The sequence below is a fragment of the Rhizorhabdus phycosphaerae genome (genome assembly GCF_011044255.1).
In the GTDB taxonomy this organism is placed as follows: Bacteria; Pseudomonadota; Alphaproteobacteria; order Sphingomonadales; family Sphingomonadaceae; genus Rhizorhabdus; species Rhizorhabdus phycosphaerae.
Genome location: NZ_CP049107.1, coordinates 4,013,447 through 4,034,221, shown reverse-complemented (window position 1 = coordinate 4,034,221; position 20,775 = coordinate 4,013,447). Strand labels below are relative to the sequence as shown.

18 protein-coding genes are annotated in these 20,775 nt (G+C 65.9%); 12 read left to right on the top strand and 6 right to left on the bottom strand.

Annotated features, from left to right (window positions below):
* Positions 1-329: 329 nt before the first annotated feature.
* Together G6P88_RS18740 and G6P88_RS18735 are read left to right on the top strand one after the other, a co-directional pair.
* Positions 330-749: a heme oxygenase-like domain-containing protein gene (locus G6P88_RS18740; RefSeq protein WP_165324548.1), complete on the top strand. Its 420-nt coding sequence runs from the start codon at positions 330-332 to the stop codon at positions 747-749.
* A gap of 4 nt (positions 750-753) precedes the next feature.
* The gene (locus G6P88_RS18735; RefSeq protein ID WP_165324547.1) at positions 754-3,324 is read left to right on the top strand and encodes an HWE histidine kinase domain-containing protein; all 2,571 of its coding nucleotides are present in this window, start codon (positions 754-756) and stop codon (positions 3,322-3,324) included.
* Positions 3,325-3,334: 10 nt separating this feature from the next.
* Here the strand turns inward: G6P88_RS18735 and G6P88_RS18730 are convergent, their stop codons facing one another.
* Entirely contained in the window at positions 3,335-4,909 is a 1,575-nt protein-coding gene (locus G6P88_RS18730; protein ID WP_165324546.1) for a methyl-accepting chemotaxis protein, read from the bottom strand.
* 17 nt (positions 4,910-4,926) lie between these two features.
* On the bottom strand, positions 4,927-5,238 hold the full coding sequence (locus G6P88_RS18725; RefSeq protein WP_165324545.1) for a hypothetical protein: 312 nt from the start codon (positions 5,236-5,238) through the stop codon (positions 4,927-4,929).
* A gap of 292 nt (positions 5,239-5,530) precedes the next feature.
* On the opposite strand from G6P88_RS18725, the gene flhA reads away from it, so the two are divergent.
* The 3 genes from flhA to G6P88_RS18710 are packed head-to-tail and all read left to right on the top strand — an operon-like array spanning position 5,531 to position 9,253.
* Positions 5,531-7,678, top strand: a complete 2,148-nt coding sequence (gene flhA / locus G6P88_RS18720) for a flagellar biosynthesis protein FlhA (protein ID WP_165324544.1) — start codon at positions 5,531-5,533, stop codon at positions 7,676-7,678.
* A complete protein-coding gene (locus G6P88_RS18715; protein ID WP_165324543.1) occupies positions 7,675-8,532 on the top strand; it encodes a MinD/ParA family ATP-binding protein in 858 nt (285 codons plus the stop codon). Before flhA ends, G6P88_RS18715 begins: the two co-directional genes overlap by 4 nt.
* A 16-nt stretch (positions 8,533-8,548) precedes the next feature.
* A complete protein-coding gene (locus G6P88_RS18710) occupies positions 8,549-9,253 on the top strand; it encodes a sigma-70 family RNA polymerase sigma factor (RefSeq protein ID WP_165325292.1) in 705 nt (234 codons plus the stop codon).
* Positions 9,254-9,256: 3 nt separating this feature from the next.
* Here the strand turns inward: G6P88_RS18710 and G6P88_RS18705 are convergent, their stop codons facing one another.
* From G6P88_RS18705 to G6P88_RS18690, 4 genes are all read right to left on the bottom strand, one after another.
* On the bottom strand, positions 9,257-9,685 hold the full coding sequence (locus G6P88_RS18705; RefSeq protein WP_165324542.1) for a GlcG/HbpS family heme-binding protein: 429 nt from the start codon (positions 9,683-9,685) through the stop codon (positions 9,257-9,259).
* A 69-nt stretch (positions 9,686-9,754) separates the two neighbouring features.
* A complete protein-coding gene (locus tag G6P88_RS18700; protein WP_165324541.1) occupies positions 9,755-10,618 on the bottom strand; it encodes a hypothetical protein in 864 nt (287 codons plus the stop codon).
* A gap of 118 nt (positions 10,619-10,736) precedes the next feature.
* Positions 10,737-11,561, bottom strand: a complete 825-nt coding sequence (locus tag G6P88_RS18695) for a flagellin N-terminal helical domain-containing protein (RefSeq protein ID WP_165324540.1) — start codon at positions 11,559-11,561, stop codon at positions 10,737-10,739.
* A gap of 1,093 nt (positions 11,562-12,654) precedes the next feature.
* On the bottom strand, positions 12,655-13,479 hold the full coding sequence (locus G6P88_RS18690) for a flagellin N-terminal helical domain-containing protein (protein WP_165324539.1): 825 nt from the start codon (positions 13,477-13,479) through the stop codon (positions 12,655-12,657).
* A gap of 495 nt (positions 13,480-13,974) precedes the next feature.
* Here G6P88_RS18690 and G6P88_RS18685 point away from each other — a divergent pair, with 495 nt between their 5' ends.
* From G6P88_RS18685 to G6P88_RS18655, 7 genes are read left to right on the top strand one after another with little or no spacing between them, the layout of a single operon-like run.
* Positions 13,975-15,228, top strand: a complete 1,254-nt coding sequence (locus tag G6P88_RS18685; protein ID WP_165324538.1) for a sigma-54 interaction domain-containing protein — start codon at positions 13,975-13,977, stop codon at positions 15,226-15,228.
* A gap of 10 nt (positions 15,229-15,238) precedes the next feature.
* Complete coding sequence (gene fliE, locus G6P88_RS18680) at positions 15,239-15,604, top strand: flagellar hook-basal body complex protein FliE (protein ID WP_165324537.1); 366 nt, start codon at positions 15,239-15,241, stop codon at positions 15,602-15,604.
* A 3-nt stretch (positions 15,605-15,607) separates the two neighbouring features.
* Positions 15,608-17,344: a flagellar basal-body MS-ring/collar protein FliF gene (gene fliF, locus G6P88_RS18675; protein WP_165324536.1), complete on the top strand. Its 1,737-nt coding sequence runs from the start codon at positions 15,608-15,610 to the stop codon at positions 17,342-17,344.
* Positions 17,345-17,347: 3 nt separating this feature from the next.
* On the top strand, positions 17,348-18,379 hold the full coding sequence (gene fliG / locus G6P88_RS18670; protein ID WP_165324535.1) for a flagellar motor switch protein FliG: 1,032 nt from the start codon (positions 17,348-17,350) through the stop codon (positions 18,377-18,379).
* Positions 18,372-19,025, top strand: a complete 654-nt coding sequence (locus G6P88_RS18665; protein ID WP_165324534.1) for a FliH/SctL family protein — start codon at positions 18,372-18,374, stop codon at positions 19,023-19,025. Before fliG ends, G6P88_RS18665 begins: the two co-directional genes overlap by 8 nt.
* The gene (locus G6P88_RS18660) at positions 19,022-20,347 is read left to right on the top strand and encodes a FliI/YscN family ATPase (protein ID WP_165324533.1); all 1,326 of its coding nucleotides are present in this window, start codon (positions 19,022-19,024) and stop codon (positions 20,345-20,347) included. Before G6P88_RS18665 ends, G6P88_RS18660 begins: the two co-directional genes overlap by 4 nt.
* On the top strand, positions 20,344-20,775 hold the full coding sequence (locus G6P88_RS18655) for a hypothetical protein (RefSeq protein ID WP_165324532.1): 432 nt from the start codon (positions 20,344-20,346) through the stop codon (positions 20,773-20,775). Before G6P88_RS18660 ends, G6P88_RS18655 begins: the two co-directional genes overlap by 4 nt.

The following is a 20,775-nucleotide window of genomic DNA, read 5'->3' as shown; positions in this document are numbered from 1 at the left end:
GTACTTTTCGCCGGAACCGCCGACCGTGGAGGAAAGTTCCTGCTATGTGCACTAGTGGGCAGACAGATTTGTGAGAGATGCTATGCTATCATCCGAGACATGCTGCCTTGGGCATCAACCTCGTAGTCTGCGCAGGGCGGCATCCGGATGTTCCGTAAAGTAATTTTGTGAAAAATTCTCCTGTCCGCGTTGGGCCGGACCAGGCCCAAGGGCTTCGTGATTATTTGCGGGATGGCACCCGGAATGCTCATGAAGCAGTCGATGCGACGTTCGGCACGTTGGACCTGTCCCTACGGAGCGATTACGAGCGGTTTCTCACGGCGCATTTCATGGCCGTGGCTCCTCTCCAGCCTCTGTTCGCCGGCTTCACGAAGCGGCATCTGGGCGTGAGTGTGCCGGATTATCCGGCTTTGCTGCGCGACGACCTTACTGCCATCGGCATTGCGCCGGACCTGCTCCCACAGCTCGACGTGGACGGGATCGACGAGCGTGCGGCCGGCTATGTCGTGGCCGGCTCCCGTCTGGGCATGTCGATGATCCGGCGGCGGGGCTATTGGCACGCCGAGCCGGCAGGGCGCTCGTCCTATATGGACGACGACCAAGGCATCGTTGTTTGGCGGCATCTTCTCAAATGGTTCGCAGAGCAACGTGCGGACCAGGCGGAAGCAGAAATCATATGCGAGGCGGCGCGACGCTGCTTCGATCTGTTCAAGAAAGCCTTCGCGATGAGCGAAGGCGCGAAGGGCTGACCTGATGGCGACGGCGATTTCTTCCCAGGACCTGGATCTTGCATATTGCGACCGTGAGCCGATCCACCATATCGGCCGAATTCAGAGCTTCGGCTGGCTTCTTGCCTTCTCCAGCGACTGGATCATCACCCATGCTTCGGCGAACTGCCGCATCCTGACGGGAGCGGAGGCGCTGGACATGATCGGGCGGCCTGCCAGCGAGTATATCGATGCGAACGCGCTTCACGATCTTCGGGGACGGCTGCAGATATTGGCCACCGCCGAATCGATCGACCGCTTGTTCGAAATCGATCTGGTGGGCGATGGACGGACATTCGATGTCGCGGTCTATCGCTCCGATCGGTCGTTCGTCCTGGAGGTGGAACCCAGCGAATCCGGAAGGCTGCGCGATCTTGTCAGCTATGTTCGACCGATGGTGGCGCGGATGCGCCAGTCACGCTCGCTCCAGGAGCTCTGCCAGTCGGGTGCGCGTCACCTGCGTGCGCTGACCGGCTTCGACCGGGTCAAGGTCTACCGCTTCGACCAGAACAAGAGTGGCCAGGTGGTGGCCGAGTGGCGCGCCCCGGGCGTCGACAGCTATATGGGGCTGCACTTTCCCGCGACCGACATCCCGGCGCAGGCACGGGCGCTCTACACGAAGAACATGCTGCGCATCATCGTCGACGTCGACGATCAGACGACCACGATCCTCCCTGCCACCGATCCCAACGGCCAGCCCCTGGACCTTACGATGAGCGGCATCAGGGCGGTCTCGCCGATCCATATCGAATATCTCAGAAACATGGGCGTGAAGGCGTCGATGTCGGTATCGATCATGAAGCGCGGAGAACTGTGGGGGCTGTTCGCGTGCCACCACCATAAGCCGCTGCGCCTACCCTATTCGGTGAGGACCGCAGCCGAGCTGTTCGGCGAGTTCTTCTCCTACATCCTCGAGCAGAGCGAAGGCGACGCCGCACTGGCCCGGCAGTCTCGCGCGCGCCTGCTGCATGACGAGATCATGGCCCGCGTCGCACGCGGCAACTCGCTCGGCGACACGCTGAATGATTTTGCCGCCACGATTGCCGAAGTCATCCCCTATGACGGCATGGCGGCCTGGATCGACGGCGAATATCGCACCGTCGGCATAGCCCCGACGCGCGAGGAGTTCGAGCCGCTCTCGCGCTTCCTGAACACGGCCGCGTCGAGTGCGATCTGGGCGACCGACAAGCTCTCGACCGCCTTCCCACCCGCAGCCGCCTATGTGGATCGCTGCTCCGGCCTGCTGGCTCTGCCTGTCTCGCGCGTACCGCGCGATTACATCGTCCTGTTCAGGCGCGAGCATGTCCATGAGGTCAACTGGGCGGGCAATCCCGATAAGCCGGCAGAGATCGTCGAGGGCGACAGCCGCATTCATCCGCGCAAAAGCTTCGAGCTTTGGAAGCAGGAGCGGCGCGGATACTCCCGGCCTTGGGAAGAGGACGAGATCGCGATTGCGCAGAGCCTTCGCGTAACCTTGCTGGAGGTCGTGCTCCAGCTTGCGGATGCTGCTCATCGCGACCGGGCACAGGCGCACAAGCGCCAGGAATTCCTGATCGCGGAGCTCAACCACCGTGTCAGGAACATCCTGAACCTGGTGCGCGGTCTGGTCAGCCAGAGCGCGTCGGGAAGCGAGTCGATCGAGGATTTCGCCGAGATCGTGGGCAAGCGTATCTATGCGCTCGCCCGCGCGCACGATCAGGTCACGCAGGCAAACTGGTCGCCGGCGTCGCTCTATACGCTCATCCGAACCGAATGTCGGGCCTATGCCGAGGGCGAGGAGGAGCGCGTCTTCATGCGTGGCCCTGACGCGATGCTGACACCCGCCGCCTTTACGTCGCTCGCTCTGGTCATTCACGAGTTGATGACCAACAGCTCCAAATATGGCGCGTTGAGCGATCCCCGCGGCCGCGTCGAGATAGCGATGTCGCGCGACGCCGAGGACGGGCTGAACATCAGCTGGACGGAAGTTGACGGCCCCCCCGTCGCCCCGCCCCGGCGGTCAGGTTTCGGGTCGACCATCATCGCCCATACCGTTCCGCACGAGCTCGGCGGGACGGCCAGCGTCGACTTCCGGCCGGAGGGTCTGGTGGCGCACTTCTCCCTCCCCGCATCCGCCATTGCAGGCTTCGCCCACCCGCAGATTGCTCCGCCAACCGCCAGCGTCACTCCGCTCCGGCCCAAGGGCACGGTCGATGGCCAGCCTCTGGGCCATGCAATGGTGGTCGAGGATAACGTTGTCATCGCACTGGAAGCAGAGCAGCTTCTGCTCGATCTGGGCTTTGCGGCGGTCCATGTGTGCGGGTCGACCGGAGACGCCCTGGCGGCGCTCGACCGCGGAGAGGTGGCCTTCGCCCTGCTCGATGTGCATCTCGGCGAAGGCGAGACCAGCGAGCCCATTGCCCGCGCTCTGTCGTCCCGCCGCATTCCTTACGCGATCGTCAGCGGCCTTGGCGAGCGGTCCGCGATCGCCGATGGGTTCGCGGGTGCACCGCTCGTGACCAAGCCCTATCTGCGATCGGATATCGAACGGCTGCTGGCAAGCTTGGGAATGCGCTGATCGAGCGGGATCAGGCCGCCCGCCTCACCGCAAAAGGCTGAGCAGCTGCGAAACCGGTCGCAGCGTCGCCGACGCGATAGCGCGCCACATTGTCGGCCAGTATCGCCGTGGATTCGCGAAGCCGCCGAACCGAAGCGTCGCACTCCTCGGCCATGCCGGCATTGCGCTGGGTGCCCGACGAAAGCTGTTCGACCGACGCCGTCATCGCCCGGAGGTCGCTCGACTGTTTGTCGGTCGCCTCGACGATCTCGCTCATCAGCGCTGAGACGCCCGCCGTCGCCCCCGCAAGATGATCGAGCAGCGCAGCGGATCCGCCGACATGCTCCATGCCGACTGCGAGGCGCCCCCGGGCAGCTTCGGTCAACGCGCGAACGTCGCGCGCGGCCGTTGCCGTGCGTTCCGACAGGGCGCGAACCTCGTGCGCCACGACCGCGAAACCATGGCCGGCGTCGCCCGCGCGCGCGGCTTCCACACCCGCGTTGAGCGCGAGCAGGTTGGTCTGGAAGGCGATCTGCTCGATCACGCCGACGATCGTTGCGATCTCGTCGGTCGATTCGACCACCTCGTGCATCGCGCTGCGCATCGAGCCGGCGATGTCGCGGCCGCGTGCGGCATCCTGTTCCATCCCGCCGATCTGCTGGGCGGACACGCGCGCGCGATCGACGATCGCACGAACGGCCGCACCCAGTCCTTCCAGCGCGTTCGTCACCTGCTCGACGGACATCGCCTGCCGCTCGGCGAGCGATGCCACCTCCGAGGAAGCTTCGGCGATTGATCCGGTCTCGGTCTCGACGTCGGTGGCGATCGCAACGACCGAGCCCAGCGTCTCGGCAAGGCTGGCCATGCTGCGGTTGAAATCCTCCTCGATCCGCCGATATTCGGCCGGCAGCCCCTGAAGGCGGCGCGAAACGTCCCCCTCGGCAATCGCTGCCAGCGCCTGCTGAAGCTGCGCAGCCATGCGCTGCTGCGATTCGATCGTCGCCATCTGCTCGGCGGCGCGTGCCTCTTCGGCGGCGCGTCGCGCGGCTTCCGCTTCGATCACCTGCCGGGTCTGCTCGGCAATCGCCTCGATCAGCGAAGCCAGCCGCAGCGAAAAGACCAGGAGGACGCCCGACTCCACCAGAAGGATGGCCGCATGCAGGATGACGCGGTCGAACCCGCTCGAACGGTCGAAGACGAAATGCGGGACAAGCACCGACAGGATCAGGTGATGGGCGGCGGTGACGAGCGTAGCGGCGAGAATCGGGCGCCAGTCGGTGAGCATCATCAGCGCGGCAAGCCCGGCGAAGAACAGCATGTGCATGTCCATCTGCCACGGCTGCCCGCGCATCACGAACAGCATCAGCGCCGGCAGGATTGGCATGGCCACGCCGAAGCTCGTCCGGGTGACGGCGTCGCTGCGCCCCTGGAGCGCCATTGCGACCGGAAACAGAACCGCAGCGGCGGCGCAAGCGAGCACGATCCAAAGATCGGCAGGCGACCAGATCGCTGCGCCGATGACCACCAGACAGGCGGCGACGGACAGGCCGATGGCCGAAATCCGCACTCCTATCAGGCGAAGGTGGTCGAGCGAGGTTGTGGACATGAGCTCTTCTTTCCGGACTATCTGCGTGACTCGCAAAGATCCGGCAGGGCAGGCAGCAGTATCGCGCCGTGGCGCAAGGCCACGGGCAGCAGCCTGTCCCGTTCCCCCAAGACCATGATCGATCCCGCGAACCGGCCAAGGCCGGCAATGCGGATATCGTCGCGATGGGCCAACCAGATCATGGGCGACGCACTGCCCAGTGGCACCACGAGCATCGGGCCACGCGCCGGGGGCGTCAGTGCCAGCACTGCCACCCCGGTCACGACCGCCATGCATTGCAGTATCAGAGCGACGACCGAAAGGTCGCTCCGTCTGATCGAGTCGGACATCGGGTCCTCGGATTTTGCCCGACCCGTATCGGCCTAAAGCTTTGTAATTGCGTTAACGGGCGGCTGAAAGGCCCGGCTATCGCCCGTTCGGCACCCTCACGCTTGCGGACAACACCTGCCTGCACCGGAAAGCGACCGGGCGAAAACGTCCCTAACGCTAAATTAACCACAATGGCCGCACTGATCGCCCTGCATTCACGCGAAGGCGAATGAGAGTCCGATGGCGAACAGATGGAATTCCGCCGATTATCACCCCACCGGGCGCAGTTTCTGCGCCGCGGGGTGCTGAGTCATGGCGGCCGCCACTCCCATGACCCGGAAGCTCTGGGCCATCACGGGTCGCAACGCGATTCTGCCTATGGCGACGCTCATGCTCGTCGGGCTGATGGTCATCCCGGTTCCCGCTTTCGTGCTCGACGTGGGCTTCATCGCCAACATCATGATCTCGCTCGCGGTTCTGATGGTCTCGCTGAACGCGGCGAAGCCCCTCGATTTCTCGGCCTTTCCGACCGTGCTGCTGTTCGCCACCCTGTTTCGCCTGTCGCTGAACGTGGCCTCCACCCGCGTGGTCCTCGTCGACGGGCATAATGGGCCGGCGGCAGCGGGCCATGTCATCGAAAGCTTCGGCAATTTCCTGATCGGCGGCGACTATGCCGTCGGCCTGTTCGTCTTCGGCATCCTGATGGTGATCAACCTGGTCGTCATCACCAAGGGCGCCGGGCGTGTGTCCGAAGTGTCGGCACGCTTCACCCTCGACGCGATGCCCGGCAAGCAGATGGCGATCGACGCCGATCTCAATGCCGGCCTCCTCACTCCCGAGGAAGCCAAGGCCCGTCGCCAGGAAGTCGCCACCGAGGCCGATTTCTACGGCTCGATGGACGGTGCCTCGAAGTTCGTGAAGGGCGACGCCGTCGCCGGCGTGCTGATCCTCGTCATCAATATCCTCGGCGGCCTGATCCTCGGCACGCTGAGCCACGGCCTGTCGCTGTCGGACGCTGCTTCGACCTATATCATCCTGGCGATCGGCGACGCGCTGGTGGCCCAGGTCCCGGCGCTGCTGCTCTCGATTGCCGCCGCCGCGATCGTGACGCGCGTGTCCTCGCCGCTCGACCTGTCGGGCCAGATCACCAGCCAGTTCGGCTCGGCACGCGCCTGGGCGCCGGTCGCGGCGATCCTGACCATTTTGGGTGTCGTCCCCGGCATGCCGCATTTCATGCTGCTCGCTGCGGCCGGCCTGGCAGGCTTCGTCGCCTGGAAGCTGTCCAAGGCGAAGAAGGTCCAGGAAGCCCGCGAGACTGCGGTTGCGGAAGCGGCGAAGGCCCCCGCCCCGCTTGCGCCCAACAGCATCGACTGGAGCGAGATTTCGGACGGCTCCGCGCTCGGTCTCGAAATGGGCTATGGCCTCGTCGGCCTGGTCGACGAGCGCAAGGGCGCGCCGCTGATGAGCCGGATCACCGGCATCCGCCGCCAGCTGTCGCGTGAACTCGGCTTCGTGGTGCCGCTGGTCCGCGTCCGCGACAATCTCAACCTGCCGCCGAACACCTACCGCATCACCGTCGCGGGCGTGATCGTCGGCGAGGACGAATGCTATCCGGACCAGCTGCTCGCGCTCGACAGCGGCGACCTCGACGGTCGCGTGGATGGCCGCGAATGCCGCGATCCGAGCTTTGGTCTCGAAGCGGTCTGGATCTCCCCGGACAAGCGCAGCGAGGCGATCGTCGCGGGTTACACCGTCGTCGATCCGGCCACCGTCATCGCCACCCATCTCAATCAGATGATCATGGCGACCTGTGCCGACCTCTTCGGCATGGACGAAGCGCAGCAGCTGCTCGACACGCTCAAGGATTCGGCGCCGCAGCTGGTCGCGGGTCTCACGCCGCAGCCGCTCTCCCTTTCCCAGATCGCTGCGGCCTGCCGCGCGCTGCTGGCGGAGGGCGTGCCGCTGCGCGACTTCCGCCGGATCGCAGAAGCCATGGTGGACGCCGCCGGCCAGTCGAACGACGGGATCGCGCTTGTCGAGAATATCCGCTCGCGGATCGGCGCCCTGATCGTCCAGACGCTCGTGCCGGTGAAGATGCCGCTGCCGGTGATCACGCTCGACGCCGGACTGGAATCGCTCCTCGCCCAAGCGGTGCGCACCTCGCCGGGCGCGACCCATCCGTTCGAACCGGCGCTCGCCAATCGCATCGTCGGTGCGGTGTCGGATGCCGCACAACCCCTCGTCAACGGCGCCATCCGCTTCGCCATCGTCACCTCACCTATCGCGCGGCGCGCGCTGGCGAGGCTTCTGAAACCCCATCTGCCGGAGACCCCCGTCATGTCCTTCCTGGAAATTCCGGACGGCAAAGCGGTGGAAGTCGCCGCGGTGGTCGGCGGCGGACCCGCCAATAACAGCAGCGCCGGCGCCCTCAGCGCGCGGCCCATGGAGACGGCAGAATGAGCTTCACCTGGCCCCGAGTGTCGGACCTTCCCGGTTCCGCCGCGCATGCGCGCAGCGCCCGGGTGATCAGCATCGCTTGCGGTCGCAGCGGTGTCGGCAAGACGACCATCGCCGCCAACCTCGCGTTGTCGCTGTCCAAGATGCACCGCCGCGCGATGCTGGTCGATTGCGACCCCGGCCCAACGGACGCCACCCGCACCATGGGCTTCAACCCGCGCGAATCGATCAACGACGTGATCGGCGGCCGGCTGACGATCGACGAGATCGTCGTCGATGGCCCCGAGGCGCTGTTCGTCGTGCCCGCCGGACCGACCGACCAGGCCGGCCGCGTCGACCTCGCGGCGCGCCTGAAGCTCGCCGACGCCTTCCGCCCGCACCGCCGCTCGCTCGACTTCGTGATCGTCGACACGCCCGGAAGCGCCGATCCCGACACGCTCGACATGATCGCCTCGGCCGACCTGCCGATCGTCGTCCTCGCGCCGGACTCCGACCGGTTCATGGACGCCTATGGCACAGTCAAGCTGCTGGCTCTCGACCATGACGTGCGCGACATCGCCATCGTCACCAACCGCATCGCCGACGAAGCGATGGGCCGCGAGCTCTTCCGCCGCTTCCGCGAGGTCGCGGGCCGCTTCCTCAAGCACACCACGCTCAGCTATCTCGGCGGGATTCCCACCGACGAGCGCGTGCTGACGGCCGCCGCACGTCGGCGCCTCGTCGTGGATCAATATCCACACGCCCGCGCGTCGCAGGCGATCGGTCACCTGTCGCGGACGATCGACACGCTCGACATTCCTGCCATGGCCGGCGGCGACAGCTTTTTCGGGATGGAGGCCGTTCTTCGTGGGGGCTGAACCTGCCAGCAGCGAGATGCACGTCTACGGACGCGCGCCGAAGAAGGCGAGCCAGGAGGACCTCGTCCGGTCCCACATGCAGCTCGTTCGCAAGATCGCCTGGCATGTCCATGGGCGGGTCTCCTCGGCGATCGACGTCGAGGATCTGATCCAGATCGGGATGATCGCCCTGGTCGAGGCCGCCAATGGCTATGAGGATCGCGGCCACGCCTTTTCGACCTATGCGTCGATGCGCGTACGCGGCGCGATGATCGACCATCTTCGTCGTCACGCGGCGATCAGCCGGTCGGCGATGGTCAAGCGGCGCGAGATGCTGAAGGCCAAGTCGGATTTCGAGAAGACCTACGGCCGCAGCCCGAGCGAATCCGAACTGGCGCAAGCCATGGGCCTTGACGGCGCATCCCTGCGGACGCTGATCGACGAAACCGCAGCGAATTATCACGAGACGATCGACGAGGTCTATTCGGACCAGTCGATGTGGTTCGCCGACGTCGAGGAACGGGTCGACCAGACGATCGAGCGGGAAGAACTGGCGAGCGCCCTGGCGGAGCACATCGCCTCGCTGCCCGAGCGCGAGGCGCGCGTCCTGCAGCTCTATTTCGTGGAGGAGATGAACCTCGAGGAAATCGGCCAGACGCTCGGCATCGGCGCGGCACGCGTCTGCCAGATCAAGAAGGCCGCGCTCGACAAGCTGCGAACCTCGCTGAAGGACTGGCGCTGACCGTCAACGCTGCGCGCTGAGCCCGGCTGCCTCGATTCCTGCCAGCGCGGCAATTTCGTCATTGTCCGAGCTGTCGCCGGTTACGCCCACCGCACCGATGGGGTGCCCAGTCTCGTCCACCACGATCACGCCCCCGGCTGCAGGAACGATCCCCTGCGGGGCCAGCGACGCCAGGCTCGCCACGAACGTCGGGCGTTCGGCCGCCATGGTCCCCACGACGCGGGACGAAACGCCCAGCGCCAGCGCGCCTCCGGCCTTCCCGATCGCGATCTGAGCCCGCATGTTCGAGGCGCCATCGGCACGGGCGAAGCTGATAAGGTGACCGCCGGCATCGAGCACGGCGATGCTCAGCGGCTTCAGGCCGAGCTCCCTGCCCTTCGCCATCGCGCCCGCAATGATCCGGCTGGCGCTTTCGAGAGGGATCCGGCTCATCAGGCAACTCCGTCAGGGTTTATTCCCGGGGCCGGATAGCCCTCCCTTTCATAGGCGTCCAGCCGCGGGTCAATGTTCCCGACGCCCGACCAGCGCTTCGAGGCGTTCGAGCTTCATGCCCACTTCCTGGAAGCGGCTGTTCGTCGCCGTCTGGCTGGCGCGCACCGCTTCGACGAAGTCGCGCACCGGATCGCGCTGGATCAGCCCGGCCTGCAGCGCCTCGATACGGTGCTGCAGTTCGTCGCTGGTGACGGGGGCACTGGCAAGTTGGGCCTGCTGCGCCTTCAACAGCTCGATCTGCTTGTCGCGGACAAGCTGAAGGTCGGCAATCAGCTTGTTCGCCTTCTCCAGTTGTTGCTGCCGTTCGCGGGCGTCCGCCACGACCAGCTGCGCGGACACCACCACGCGCTCGGCGATGATGAGGCCGGCGGCCGACACGACGCTCGAGAGGAGCCCGAGTCCGATCGCGACCTTGGTCCAGAGCCCCGCCCGCGCGCCCGACGTGGCGGGCCGCGCTGGCTCCGCCTCTGCGGATGCTGTGACGGCCGGCGGCGTCGGATCGGGGATCGGCGGAAGCTGCGTGACCAGCGCATCGATGTCCGGCAGAGCATCGACCGCCATTGCGGGCGCCCTGTCTTCCTCTTCGGAAATGGCGGACACGACCAGCGCGGGCGTGACGAAGCTAGGGAGCGGCTCAGCTTCAGGAGCGGGTGCCGCGACCGGCGCCGGACGCGGCGGGGTCGGCTCTGCAGCCGCCGCCGCAGAGGCCATGCTCTCCGCGACCAGCTGATCGAGATCGATTCCGCCGATATCCGCAGGCGCCGCCACGGCGCCGCCATCCTCCTGGTTCTGGCTGATGCTGGTTTCGAGATCCTCGAGCGCCTTGAGCGCAGCGTCGAAGCCGTTGTCGCCGGGAGAGGAAGTCGCATCCATCGTTCGATATCCTGTCGGAACTGCGGGTCGGGACAAGGAAAGAAGAAGGCCCCCGGCGCGGGGAAATATGCGCCGGGGGCCCGCTGAGACGGCCAGAGGTGTTTAGGCCGTCCCGAACTTAGCGCAGGAGGCTCAGAACGCTCTGGCCGCTCTGGTTCGCCTGGGCGAGCATCGCGGTCGATGCCTGCTGCAGGATCTGCGACTTGGCGAGTGCTGCCGATTCCGTCGAGAAGTCGGTGTCCTCGATCCGCGAACGGGCTTCGGACATGTTGTTGACGTTCGCGGTCAGCACATTGACTGCAGCGTCGAGACGGCTCTGGATCGCACCGATGCCGGCACGGACCGTGTTGACCTGGGTCAGCGCATCGTCGGCCTTCGTGATCGCCGCCGACGCATTCGTCGCAGTGTCGACCTTGACCGTGCTGACATAGGCAGCAGCCACCTTGTCGAGACCGCCGATCGAGATCGACGTGGTGTCGCCCGAGTTCACGCCGGTCTGGATCGAGAAGCTGGACGCCGTGGAAGTGGCCGAGAACAGCGTGTTGCCGTTGAACTTGGTCTTGGTGACGACATCGGTGATCTGCGACTGGAGTGCGGCGACTTCGGTCTGCAGATTGTCGCGGTCGCTCGACTGGTAGGTGCCGTTCGACGCCTGGACAGACAGTTCGCGGACGCGCTGCAGCATGTTGCTGACTTCGCCGAGAGCGCCTTCCGCAGTCTGCGCCAGCGAGATGCCGTCATTGGCGTTGCGGATCGCGACGGACATGCCGCGGATCGTCGAGGTCATCGACGAAGCGATTGCCATGCCGGCAGCATCGTCCCGGGCGGTGTTGATGCGCTTGCCGCTCGACAGGCGATCCATGGCGGTAGCCTGCTGCTGCTGCGCAAGGCGCCCGGCGTTCTGCGCCCGCAGAGACGAAGAGTTGGTGTTGATGACAGCCATTGAGTTAATCCTTCCGCTACTACTCGGCGTGCCGGTTTACTTCACCGTCCTCGCCACGACCGGAGTAACGACCCACCGAAACCATGCTTAAGGAACAAAGATGGTTAAGGCACATTAACCCTAATTTTTCTGATTAAGCTGCAGTTATTCAGACCTGCCGAGATCTCTATATTCGATAGATAGGATAAAACTTCGAAATCGTACCTAATTTTCTACATCTTCAATACCGAGATCCGCCACGGAACAGGATAATTAAGCCGGGATTAGCCGAGATGCGCGACAGATAGCGGGCGCGCGAACAGCAGCAGTGAATAGCTTGTCCGAGCGCTGTACGACGAGGCGAAGGCGGCGCGGGAAGAGACAGTTGCGGCCGCATCAGATCAGATTGTGCTGGGTAAGATAGCTACCCCGGCCGGCGGCGCTACCTTGGAGTTCAGGGCATTCCCCGATAGTCAGGCATTGCTCCCATGCACCGCTAGCCAGCTGGAGCCAATGGTCGGCCGCGTGCACAGGGTCTGCGAGAGCCCGATCCAGGAGCATATAATCCAGCACGAAGAAGTCCGGAGGGTCCGGTCAGGCATCGATTTCCGCCTTGCGAGAGCAAGCGCCTGGTCCAGACACTTGGCCTTTGAAAGAAGGGTGATGGCCTGCAACATCAGTTCATGGCGCCATATAGCCCTAGAGGGCGTGAGATGCAGCGCCTCTCAATATCCGTCGCAGGCGTGCATCGTATCGCCACGCTCTCGGCGTCACTACCAAGCTGGTACAGAATATCGGGATCGCTCGGTCGATCGGCCGCATCATGCAGCAATCGTTAGTGATTGAGGCCCCGCTTTCTATCGAGCTGCTGATCCGGATAACCGTCTTGGGCTAGCTGGACCTGGATCGGCTCACGGCGCAGATTTGAAACAACCGCCCTTCCTATCGCGTATCGCGGGGAAGCAGACGCGTGATCCAGCTGCGGGCTGACGCGGACTACCCAGCTCGAGGTCGATTGGACGAGCCGCAAAGCATTTCGATCACCTGAATGCCAAAGCGCCCCCCGCTGCTTTCGCAACGGGGGGCACCTCGGCCAGCAACTGATATGAAGCTGTTACTTGAGCAAGCTGAGGACGTTCTGCTGGCTCTGATTGGCCTGGGCAAGCATTGCCGTCGAAGCCTGCGAGAGGATCTGCGACTTCGCAAGGGCCGCGGATTCCACCGAGAAGTCCGTATCCTCGATCCGCGAGCGGGCTTCCGACAGGTTGTTCACGTTCGCAGTCAGCACGTTGACGCTCGCCTCCAGTCGGTTCTGGCTCGCACCCAGGCTTGCCCGGACCGTGTTGATCTGCGCCAGCGCATCATCGGCCTTCGTGATCGTCGTACCGGCATTCGCCGCAGTATCGACCTTGACCGTGCTGACATAGGCAGCAGCCACCTTGTCGAGGCCGCCGACCGAGATCGACGTGGTGTCGCCCGAGTTCACACCGGTCTGGATCGCGAAGCTGGTTGCCGTCGACGTCGCCGAGAACAGCGTGTTGCCGTTGAACTTGGTCTTGGTGACGACGTCGGTGATCTGCGACTGCAGTGCGGAGACCTCGGTCTGGATGTTGTCGCGGTCGCCCGACTGGTAGGTGCCGTTCGCGGCCTGCACCGCCAGTTCGCGGATACGCTGCAGCATGTTGTTGACCTCGCCGAGCGCACCTTCGGCGGTCTGCGCCAGAGAGATGCCATCGTTGGCGTTGCGGATGGCGACGCTCATGCCGCGGATCGAGGAGGTCATCGAGGAAGCAATGGCGAGACCGGCTGCGTCGTCCTTGGCCGAGTTGATGCGCTTGCCGCTCGACAGCCGCTCCATCGCGGTAGCCTGCATCTGAGCGGCCATACGGCCGGCGTTCTGAGCACGAAGCGAAGAGATGTTGGTGTTGATGACGGTCATTGGATCAGTCCTTATCCTGGTCAAAGGGGCGATGATCCGGTGCTGGCCGTTCTCGCCTCGATCCCATTAACGGCCGTGCTTACCCCCACTTTAACCAGGAAAGTTCACCACACTCCGTTTTTGCAGGAATTTTAACATATCCCGTTGATTTTTAACGATATATTTTTCATCATTTCTGGATAAATCCGTCGTCAGCTGCGGTTGCACGCGGCGGAGAGCCGCCGGCGCAGGGTAAACCGGGCGGCAGCGGGGCGGCAATTTTCTGCCGCACTAGACCAAAGGCTTATGCCGCCCCGGGCTCCAGTTTTTCTTTAATTTTTTCAGTCGCTTGAGAAGCTCCCTACGCATGTGCGCTTGCGGGTGCGGGCAACCGCGCGCCGGCCCGTACGCGGGTGCGCGCAGTCTATTAAGACTTTCGTAGTTAATTCAGCGGTAATCATCGTCCTCAAGGAACTGGTGTGGCTGGCACGCTAGATCCGACGAAGGACGGCGACGATGAACATCGGCATCTCCGACAAGGCCCAGGGCTCTCATCCGACGCTGACGGCGTGGCTTGCCGGCGCGGGCATCGACAGCATGCTGATCGACCCGGCCGACGCGACGATCCGCCAGACGCAGCGCATTCTGCACGTGACCGAGATCGGTCTCGCCCGCCAGCACGACATTCTCATCGACTTTGCGGACGGACCGCCGGTCCTCCGCCGCGCCAAGATCGGCCGCCCGACTACGCTGGTCTTCGGTTTCGAGGACATGGCCTTCGGTCACGCGCTGATCGCGGAACTGATCCGCCCTGCGGTGATGCCGGCCTGCGGCGAACCCGACAGCGCCAAATTCCTCCAGCTGGCCGCCCGCATCGCACGCAGCGAGGCCAGCGTCTTGCTGCTCGGCCAAACCGGCACCGGCAAGGAGGGCGTTGCCCGCTTCATCCATGCCGCATCGAGCCGCGCCGAACGGCCCTTCGTCGCCGTCAACTGCGCCGCGCTGCCGGAGACGATGCTCGAGGCGATGCTGTTCGGCCACCAGAAGGGCGCTTTCACCGGCGCCAACATGTCGAGCGAAGGCCTGTTCCGCGCTGCCGACGGCGGCACGCTTCTGCTCGACGAAGTGGCGGAACTGCCGCTCTCGCTTCAGCCGAAGCTGCTCCGCGCCCTTCAGGAGCGCGAAGTGCTCCCGGTCGGCGCGACCACGCCGGTTCCGGTCGACGTTCGCATCCTCGCCGCCGGCAATCGCGACCTCGCCGCCGAAGTCGAGGCCGGCCGCTTCCGTGCCGACCTTTACTGGCGCCTCAACGTCATGCCGCTCGCACTGAAGCCGCTCGCCGAGCGGCGCCAGGATATCCGCGCGATCTCCGCCGCCCTGCTGCTGCGGCACGCCGGCCTGAACGACGACCTTCCCTGGCCGACCGCAGCCGCGCTTGATCGCCTGATGGCACATGACTGGCCCGGCAATGTGCGCGAGCTCGAGAACGTCCTCCAGCGCGCAATGCTGATGCGCGAGGGCAGCCGGATCGACACGGGCGACCTCATCATCGATCGCGCGCCTGGGCTGCCGGTTGCGGAACGGACTGTCGCCGCGCCGCAGGACGACGCTGCGCTCAGCCTGGCCGAAGCCAAGCGCCTGAGCCAGGCCCGCGCGATCGAGGAAGCGCTTGCCGCGACCGGCGGCCATCGTCTTCGCGCCGCCCAGAGGCTGGGCATCTCCGAACGCACGCTTCGCTATCGGCTCGCCGATATGCGGGCAGCGGCCTGAGGAGGGTTGAATGACCACGATCAACACCAGCAACATCCTCGCGATGCGGCAGGCGATCCTGCAGCAGAACAGCGCTTTGCAGAAGGCTGCGGCCACCCCGGCGCAGAACCCGCTCGCGGGCGTTCAGCAGGTCGGCAATGCGACCAGCGCGCCGGAAGGCAGCTTCGCCTCGACGCTGCGCGGAGCGCTGACCGAGGTCAACGGCCTTCAGGCCAAGGCGAGCGCCGCGACCGAGAGCTACGAGCGCGGCGAAACCACCGACATCGCAGCCGTGATGCTTCAGCGCGAGCAAGCCAGCGTCGGCTTTCAGGCCACCTTGCAGGTCCGCAACAAACTCCTGTCCGCCTACAAGGACATCATGAGCATGCCGGTATAATCCATGGCTGACATCGTCCCCTCCACCGCGCCGGCCGCTTCGGCCCTGGCCACCACCTCGTCGGCATCGGTCGGCACGTCGGCGGTGCTCGAGCGCATACGCGATTTCGCGAGCCAGCCCGCCATCCAGCGCAGCCTGCCGATGATGGGCCTGATCGGCCTGCTCGGCGCAGCCGCGCTGCTGTGGGCGACCATGTCCGGCGCGCCGCAGCGCGACCTGTTCGCCGGCATGAGCGATGGCGACAAGGCCGCCGTGGCCGACGCGCTCAAGGCCGCCAACATTCCCTACGAGATCAGCCGCGACACCGGCGCCATCACGGTTCCGGAGACCGCCTTCTACCAAGCGAAGATGCTGCTTGCCCAGCAAGGCCTGCCCAAGGCCGCGCCAGACGGCGACGCGATGATCTCGTCGCTGCCGCTCGGCGCGAGCCGCGCGGTCGAAGGCGAGAAGCTCCGCTCGGCCCGCGAGATGGACCTCGCCCGCACGATCGAGGCGATCGACGCGGTCGACACCGCCAAGGTCCACATCGCTGTCGGCCAGCCGAGCGTATTCCTCCGTGACGAGAGCAAGCCGCAGGCGTCGGTCATGCTGCGCCTGCGCGCCGGCCGGACCCTGTCGGACTCGCAGGTTCAGGCGATCGTCCATCTCGTCGCCTCGTCGGTGCCCGACCTGTCTCCCGACGGCGTCTCGGTGGTCGATCAGGCGGGCCGGCTGCTGTCGAGCTCGGGCAGCGACCCGCTCAGCCAGGCCTCGACGCGCCAGGTCGACATCCAGACCAAGATGGAACAGCGCTATCTCGAGGCGTTGACCAAGATCCTGACGCCGATCGTGGGCGCCGGCAATTTCACGGCCGAAGTCCATGCCGACGTCGATTTCACCGAGACCCAGGCGACGCGCGAAAGCTATCCCAAGGATACTGCCGTCGTTCGCCAGGAGCAGGGCAGCTGGACCGGCGACAAGCCCGGCGAGGCCGGCGGCATCCCCGGCGCACTGTCGAACCAGCCGCCTGCGGCCAGCCAGGTCGCCGCTGCACCGAACCAGACACTGCCCGTTCCGCCCGCGGCCGGTACGACCGCCGCCGCCAATGCCGGCAAGACCTCGGAGAATTACAACCGCACCTATGAGCTGGGCCGCGAAGTTTCGGTCACCCGCGCTCCGATCGGCACCGTGAAGCGCCTCTCCGTGGCGGTGGCGCTGCGCGAAGGGGCCCGCAAGTTCAGCCGCGCCGAACTGGCCTCGATCGAGACCCTGATCCGCGGAGCCGTCGGGGCCGATGCCAATCGCGGCGACGTGGTCGCCCTCTCCGCCCGCAGCTTCGCCGTGGCCGAAGAGGCCGAGGTAAAGCCGAACTGGTGGGAGGCCGCCTGGGTTTCCACCCTCGCCCGCAACGTCTCGGCCCTGCTTGTGGTCGCGCTTCTGGTCTTCGGCGTCGCCAAGCCGCTGCTGAAGCGGCGCGCGACGCTGGCCGAAGAGAAGCAGGCCGTGTCGATGGCGATGGCCGATCCCGCCGCCCGCCTGCCCGACGGCACCAACCCGGCGATCCGCTCGGAGATCGCAACCGCGCTCGCCCAGCAAGCCCTTCAGGACCCGAGCAAACCCGTGACCCTGGACATGATCGAGGCCACCCCCGGCTATGCGAACCGGGCGGAACTGATCCGCAACTTCGTGCGGCAGGACCCGGACCGCGCCGCCCTGGTGGTCCGCGATCTCCTCCGCGCCGACATGCCGAAGGGCGAATGATCGATGGCTGACGAGACCCCTATCGACACCGACGACGCCAACCCGCTTCCGGATGGAAGCCAGGCAGCGGCCATCCTGATGATGCTGCTCGGCGAGGAAGAGGCGGCGACCGTGCTCAGCCGCCTCGATCCGGAGGAGGTCCAGCAGCTTGGCGGCGCGATGTTCAACGTCGCCAACATCTCCGAAAAGGAGATCGATGGGGTCTTCGACGTGTTCGTCGACCGCGCCAAGGCCCGCACCACTCTGGGCTTCGGCGTCGAGCGCCAGATCAAGGGGATCATGCACAAGGCGCTGGGCCAGGAAAAGGCCGACCAGGTCCTGCAGCGCATCACGCCGGTTCAGCACACCACCGCGCTCGAAAATCTTAAGTGGATGGACGCGCGCCAGATCGCCAATCTGATCGAGTTCGAACATCCGCAGATCGCAGCGATCGTCCTCGCCTTTCTCGAGGCACAGCGCGCCGCGGACGTCCTCGCGCTGCTGCCGGAAGAGATGCAGGCCGACCTCGTCTATCGCGTCGCTACCCTCGGTCCGGTGACGGAGGCTGCACTCGTCGAGCTGGACGATCTCCTGAACCGGCCGGTTGCCGGGCGCAGCAACGGAGCGATCACGCGCCGCGGCGGAGCCGGCGAAGCCGCCAAGATCGTCAACTCCTCGCGCAAAGCCGCCGAACAGCGCATCATCAAGGCGCTGCAGAAGCTCGACAAATCGGTCGCCCGCAACGTCGAGGAAGAGATGTTCATCTTCGACAATCTCATGGCGCTGTCCGAAAAGGACCTCGGCACCCTGTTGCGCGCGGTCGACAACGACATCCTCGTGGTCTCGCTCAAGGGCGCGGACGAGAAGCTCCGCGGCAAGATCTTCGGTTGCATGTCGAGCCGCGCCGCGCAGTCGGTGCAGGACGAAATCGCAGATCGCGGCCCGATGCGCCTCGCCGACGTGCAGGAAGCGCAGAAGGCGATGCTGGCGATCGCACGCAAGCTGGCTGCGGAAGGCACGATCAGCCTCGGCGGAAAGGGCGACGACTTTGTCTGAGCTCTGGACCAGCGAGATCGGCGGAACCGCGACCCGTGTCGATGCCTGGGCGCGTCCGGCCTCCAGCCCGCAATTCACGCCCTGGGGAGATGGCCAGCCGCGCCGGCGGGCTAGCGACTTCGCCCCGCGCCAGCAGACTCAGCCGCAGCAGACGGCAGAAGCCGCGCAGCTCGACGCCGAGGCGATCCGGAACGAGGCCTTCGCGGCCGGGTTCGAGCAGGGCCGCCAGAGCGCGATCCTAGAATTCGCCCGCGAGCGCGAGGCACTGGCGCGCCTCATCGCCTCCGCCGGCGCCCTTCAGCCCGAGCCGCATGGGCCGCTGGCGGCGGTGCTCGCCGAAGCGGTCACGCGCATGGTCCGGCAGATCGTCGGCGAAGTGCGGATCGACCCGGCCCTGCTCGAGGAACGCGCTACCGCCATCGCCGAACTCGTCACCGCCGAATGCGGCCCGGCGCGCCTGCGCATGCATCCCGACGACATCGCCATGCTCGAAGGCGTCGACTTCGCCCTTCCGCTCGCGCCCGACCACCACCTGGCCTCCGGCACGATCGTCCTGGAGACGGGCGAAGGCTGGATCGAGGACGGCCCTCAGGTCCGCCTTGCCCGCCTCCGGGCGCAACTCGACTCCATGGGGATGCCGCGATGAGCCTCGCAAACCTGGCCGGCACGATGCTCGACCGCGTCGAAGTCGATCATGGCGGCCCGCGCCGCATCGGCCGGCTCGCCTCCTATGACGGGCTGATGCTCGAAGCGACCGGCTTCCCTATGCCGGTCGGCTCCAACGCCCGCGTCATCGATGCGGACGGCCATGCCGCGCTGGCCGAAGTGGTCGGCTTTCGCGGCAACCGCACGCTGCTGATGGCGCTCGATGCCGATGCGCCGCACAGCGCCGGTGCCCGGGTCGAGCCCGACCGCCGCGGCGGATCTGTCGACGTCGGCGAAACGCTGCTCGGCCGCGTGATGGACGCGCTGGGCAATCCGATCGATGGGCTCGGCCCGATCGCCACCGCCGAACGCTGGCCCCTCGCCGGCCGCCGCGGCAATCCGCTCGACCGGGCCCGCGTCACCGAACCCTTCGACATGGGCGTCCGCGCGATCAACGCGATGCTGACCGCAGGCGTCGGCCAGCGCATCGCGATCGCGGCAGGCTCGGGCGTGGGCAAGTCGGTGCTGATGGGCCAGATGATCGCGGGCGCCGATGCCGACGTGATCGTCGTCGGGCTGGTGGGAGAGCGGAGCCGCGAAGTCTCCGACTTCCTCGCCACGAAGCTGTCTGGCGCGGTGCGCCAGAAGAGCGTCGTCGTCGCCGTCCCAGCCGATCACCCGCCCGTCCTGCGGCTGCGCGCCGCGATGCGGGCGACCGCGATCGCCGAATATTTCCGTGCGCAGGGCAAGCGCGTCCTGCTGCTGATCGACAGCCTGACCCGCGTCGCCCATGCGCAGCGCGAGATCGGCCTTTCGCTCGGCGAGCCGCCGACCATGAAGGGCTATCCCCCGTCGGCGCTCGGCCTGATTCCCCGGCTGATCGAACGCGCGGGCGTCGACGCCCACTCGGGCGGCTCGATCACCGCGCTCTACACCGTGCTGGCGGATGGCGACGACACCGACGATCCCATCGTGGATACCGCGCGGGCGATCGTCGACGGCCATATCATCCTCTCGCGCAGCCTCGCCGAGCAGGGCGTCTTTCCCGCGATCGACATGGGCAAGTCGCTCAGCCGCGTCATGAGCGACATCGTCTCGCCCGAACATCTGCGCGCCTCGCAGATCTTCCGCCGCCTCTGGGCGGTCTATGAAGAGAATCGCGACCTCATCCTGATGGGTGCCTATCGCCAGGGCAGCGATCCGATCGTCGACATCGCGATCGCGCGGCATGACGACATTCTCGGCTTCATCAGCCAGGGCCAGAAAGAGCGCGTGGACTATGCACAGTCGGCCCAGGCCCTGATTGAGGCGTTCGGCGGATGAAGTCGCTCGTCGCAAAACGCGCCAGGATCACGCGGGTCAGGAGCGTGCAGCACCTGTTGGCGGCCTCGGCCGCCGCGCAGGCGGAGGCGCAGCTCGACACGCTCGAGAGCAACCAGGCGAAGCTCGCCATGCTGCGCGACAGCCTGTCCGTTCCGGCGGGAACGACGACCGGTGCCGTGCTCCAGAACCGCGGCCAGCTCGCCCAGCGCCTCGATTCCGCGCGCAGCGGCCTCGCCGATGCGATCGTAGCCGCAAAGGCGCAGGTCGAAGCAAAGGGCGCCGAGCGCCTGGAGGCCCGCCAGCGCCAGGAAAGCGCGGCAAAGCTCGACCAGCGGGCTGCCCAAGCCCTTGCCGAATGGACCGAAGCCCGCCTGTCGGCGTCTTTCCGTCCCCGTTTTACCCGATCATCCGAGCAGAAGGATAATTGA

Bases quoted from the DNA above. Each gene is read 5' to 3' on its own strand.
- G6P88_RS18715 (WP_165324543.1), top strand. From the start codon at position 7,675: ATGAGCTTCACCTGGCCCCGAGTGTCGGACCTTCCCGGTTCCGCCGCG.
- G6P88_RS18700 (WP_165324541.1), bottom strand. From the start codon at position 10,618: ATGGATGCGACTTCCTCTCCCGGCGACAACGGCTTCGACGCTGCGCTC.
- G6P88_RS18710 (WP_165325292.1), top strand. From the start codon at position 8,549: ATGCACGTCTACGGACGCGCGCCGAAGAAGGCGAGCCAGGAGGACCTC.
- fliE (WP_165324537.1), top strand. From the start codon at position 15,239: ATGACCACGATCAACACCAGCAACATCCTCGCGATGCGGCAGGCGATC.
- flhA (WP_165324544.1), top strand. From the start codon at position 5,531: ATGGCGGCCGCCACTCCCATGACCCGGAAGCTCTGGGCCATCACGGGT.
- G6P88_RS18695 (WP_165324540.1), bottom strand. From the start codon at position 11,561: ATGGCTGTCATCAACACCAACTCTTCGTCTCTGCGGGCGCAGAACGCC.
- G6P88_RS18660 (WP_165324533.1), top strand. From the start codon at position 19,022: ATGAGCCTCGCAAACCTGGCCGGCACGATGCTCGACCGCGTCGAAGTC.
- fliG (WP_165324535.1), top strand. From the start codon at position 17,348: ATGGCTGACGAGACCCCTATCGACACCGACGACGCCAACCCGCTTCCG.
- fliF (WP_165324536.1), top strand. From the start codon at position 15,608: ATGGCTGACATCGTCCCCTCCACCGCGCCGGCCGCTTCGGCCCTGGCC.
- G6P88_RS18685 (WP_165324538.1), top strand. From the start codon at position 13,975: ATGAACATCGGCATCTCCGACAAGGCCCAGGGCTCTCATCCGACGCTG.
- G6P88_RS18655 (WP_165324532.1), top strand. From the start codon at position 20,344: ATGAAGTCGCTCGTCGCAAAACGCGCCAGGATCACGCGGGTCAGGAGC.
- G6P88_RS18725 (WP_165324545.1), bottom strand. From the start codon at position 5,238: ATGTCCGACTCGATCAGACGGAGCGACCTTTCGGTCGTCGCTCTGATA.
- G6P88_RS18730 (WP_165324546.1), bottom strand. From the start codon at position 4,909: ATGTCCACAACCTCGCTCGACCACCTTCGCCTGATAGGAGTGCGGATT.
- G6P88_RS18690 (WP_165324539.1), bottom strand. From the start codon at position 13,479: ATGACCGTCATCAACACCAACATCTCTTCGCTTCGTGCTCAGAACGCC.
- G6P88_RS18740 (WP_165324548.1), top strand. From the start codon at position 330: ATGGCCGTGGCTCCTCTCCAGCCTCTGTTCGCCGGCTTCACGAAGCGG.
- G6P88_RS18735 (WP_165324547.1), top strand. From the start codon at position 754: ATGGCGACGGCGATTTCTTCCCAGGACCTGGATCTTGCATATTGCGAC.
- G6P88_RS18705 (WP_165324542.1), bottom strand. From the start codon at position 9,685: ATGAGCCGGATCCCTCTCGAAAGCGCCAGCCGGATCATTGCGGGCGCG.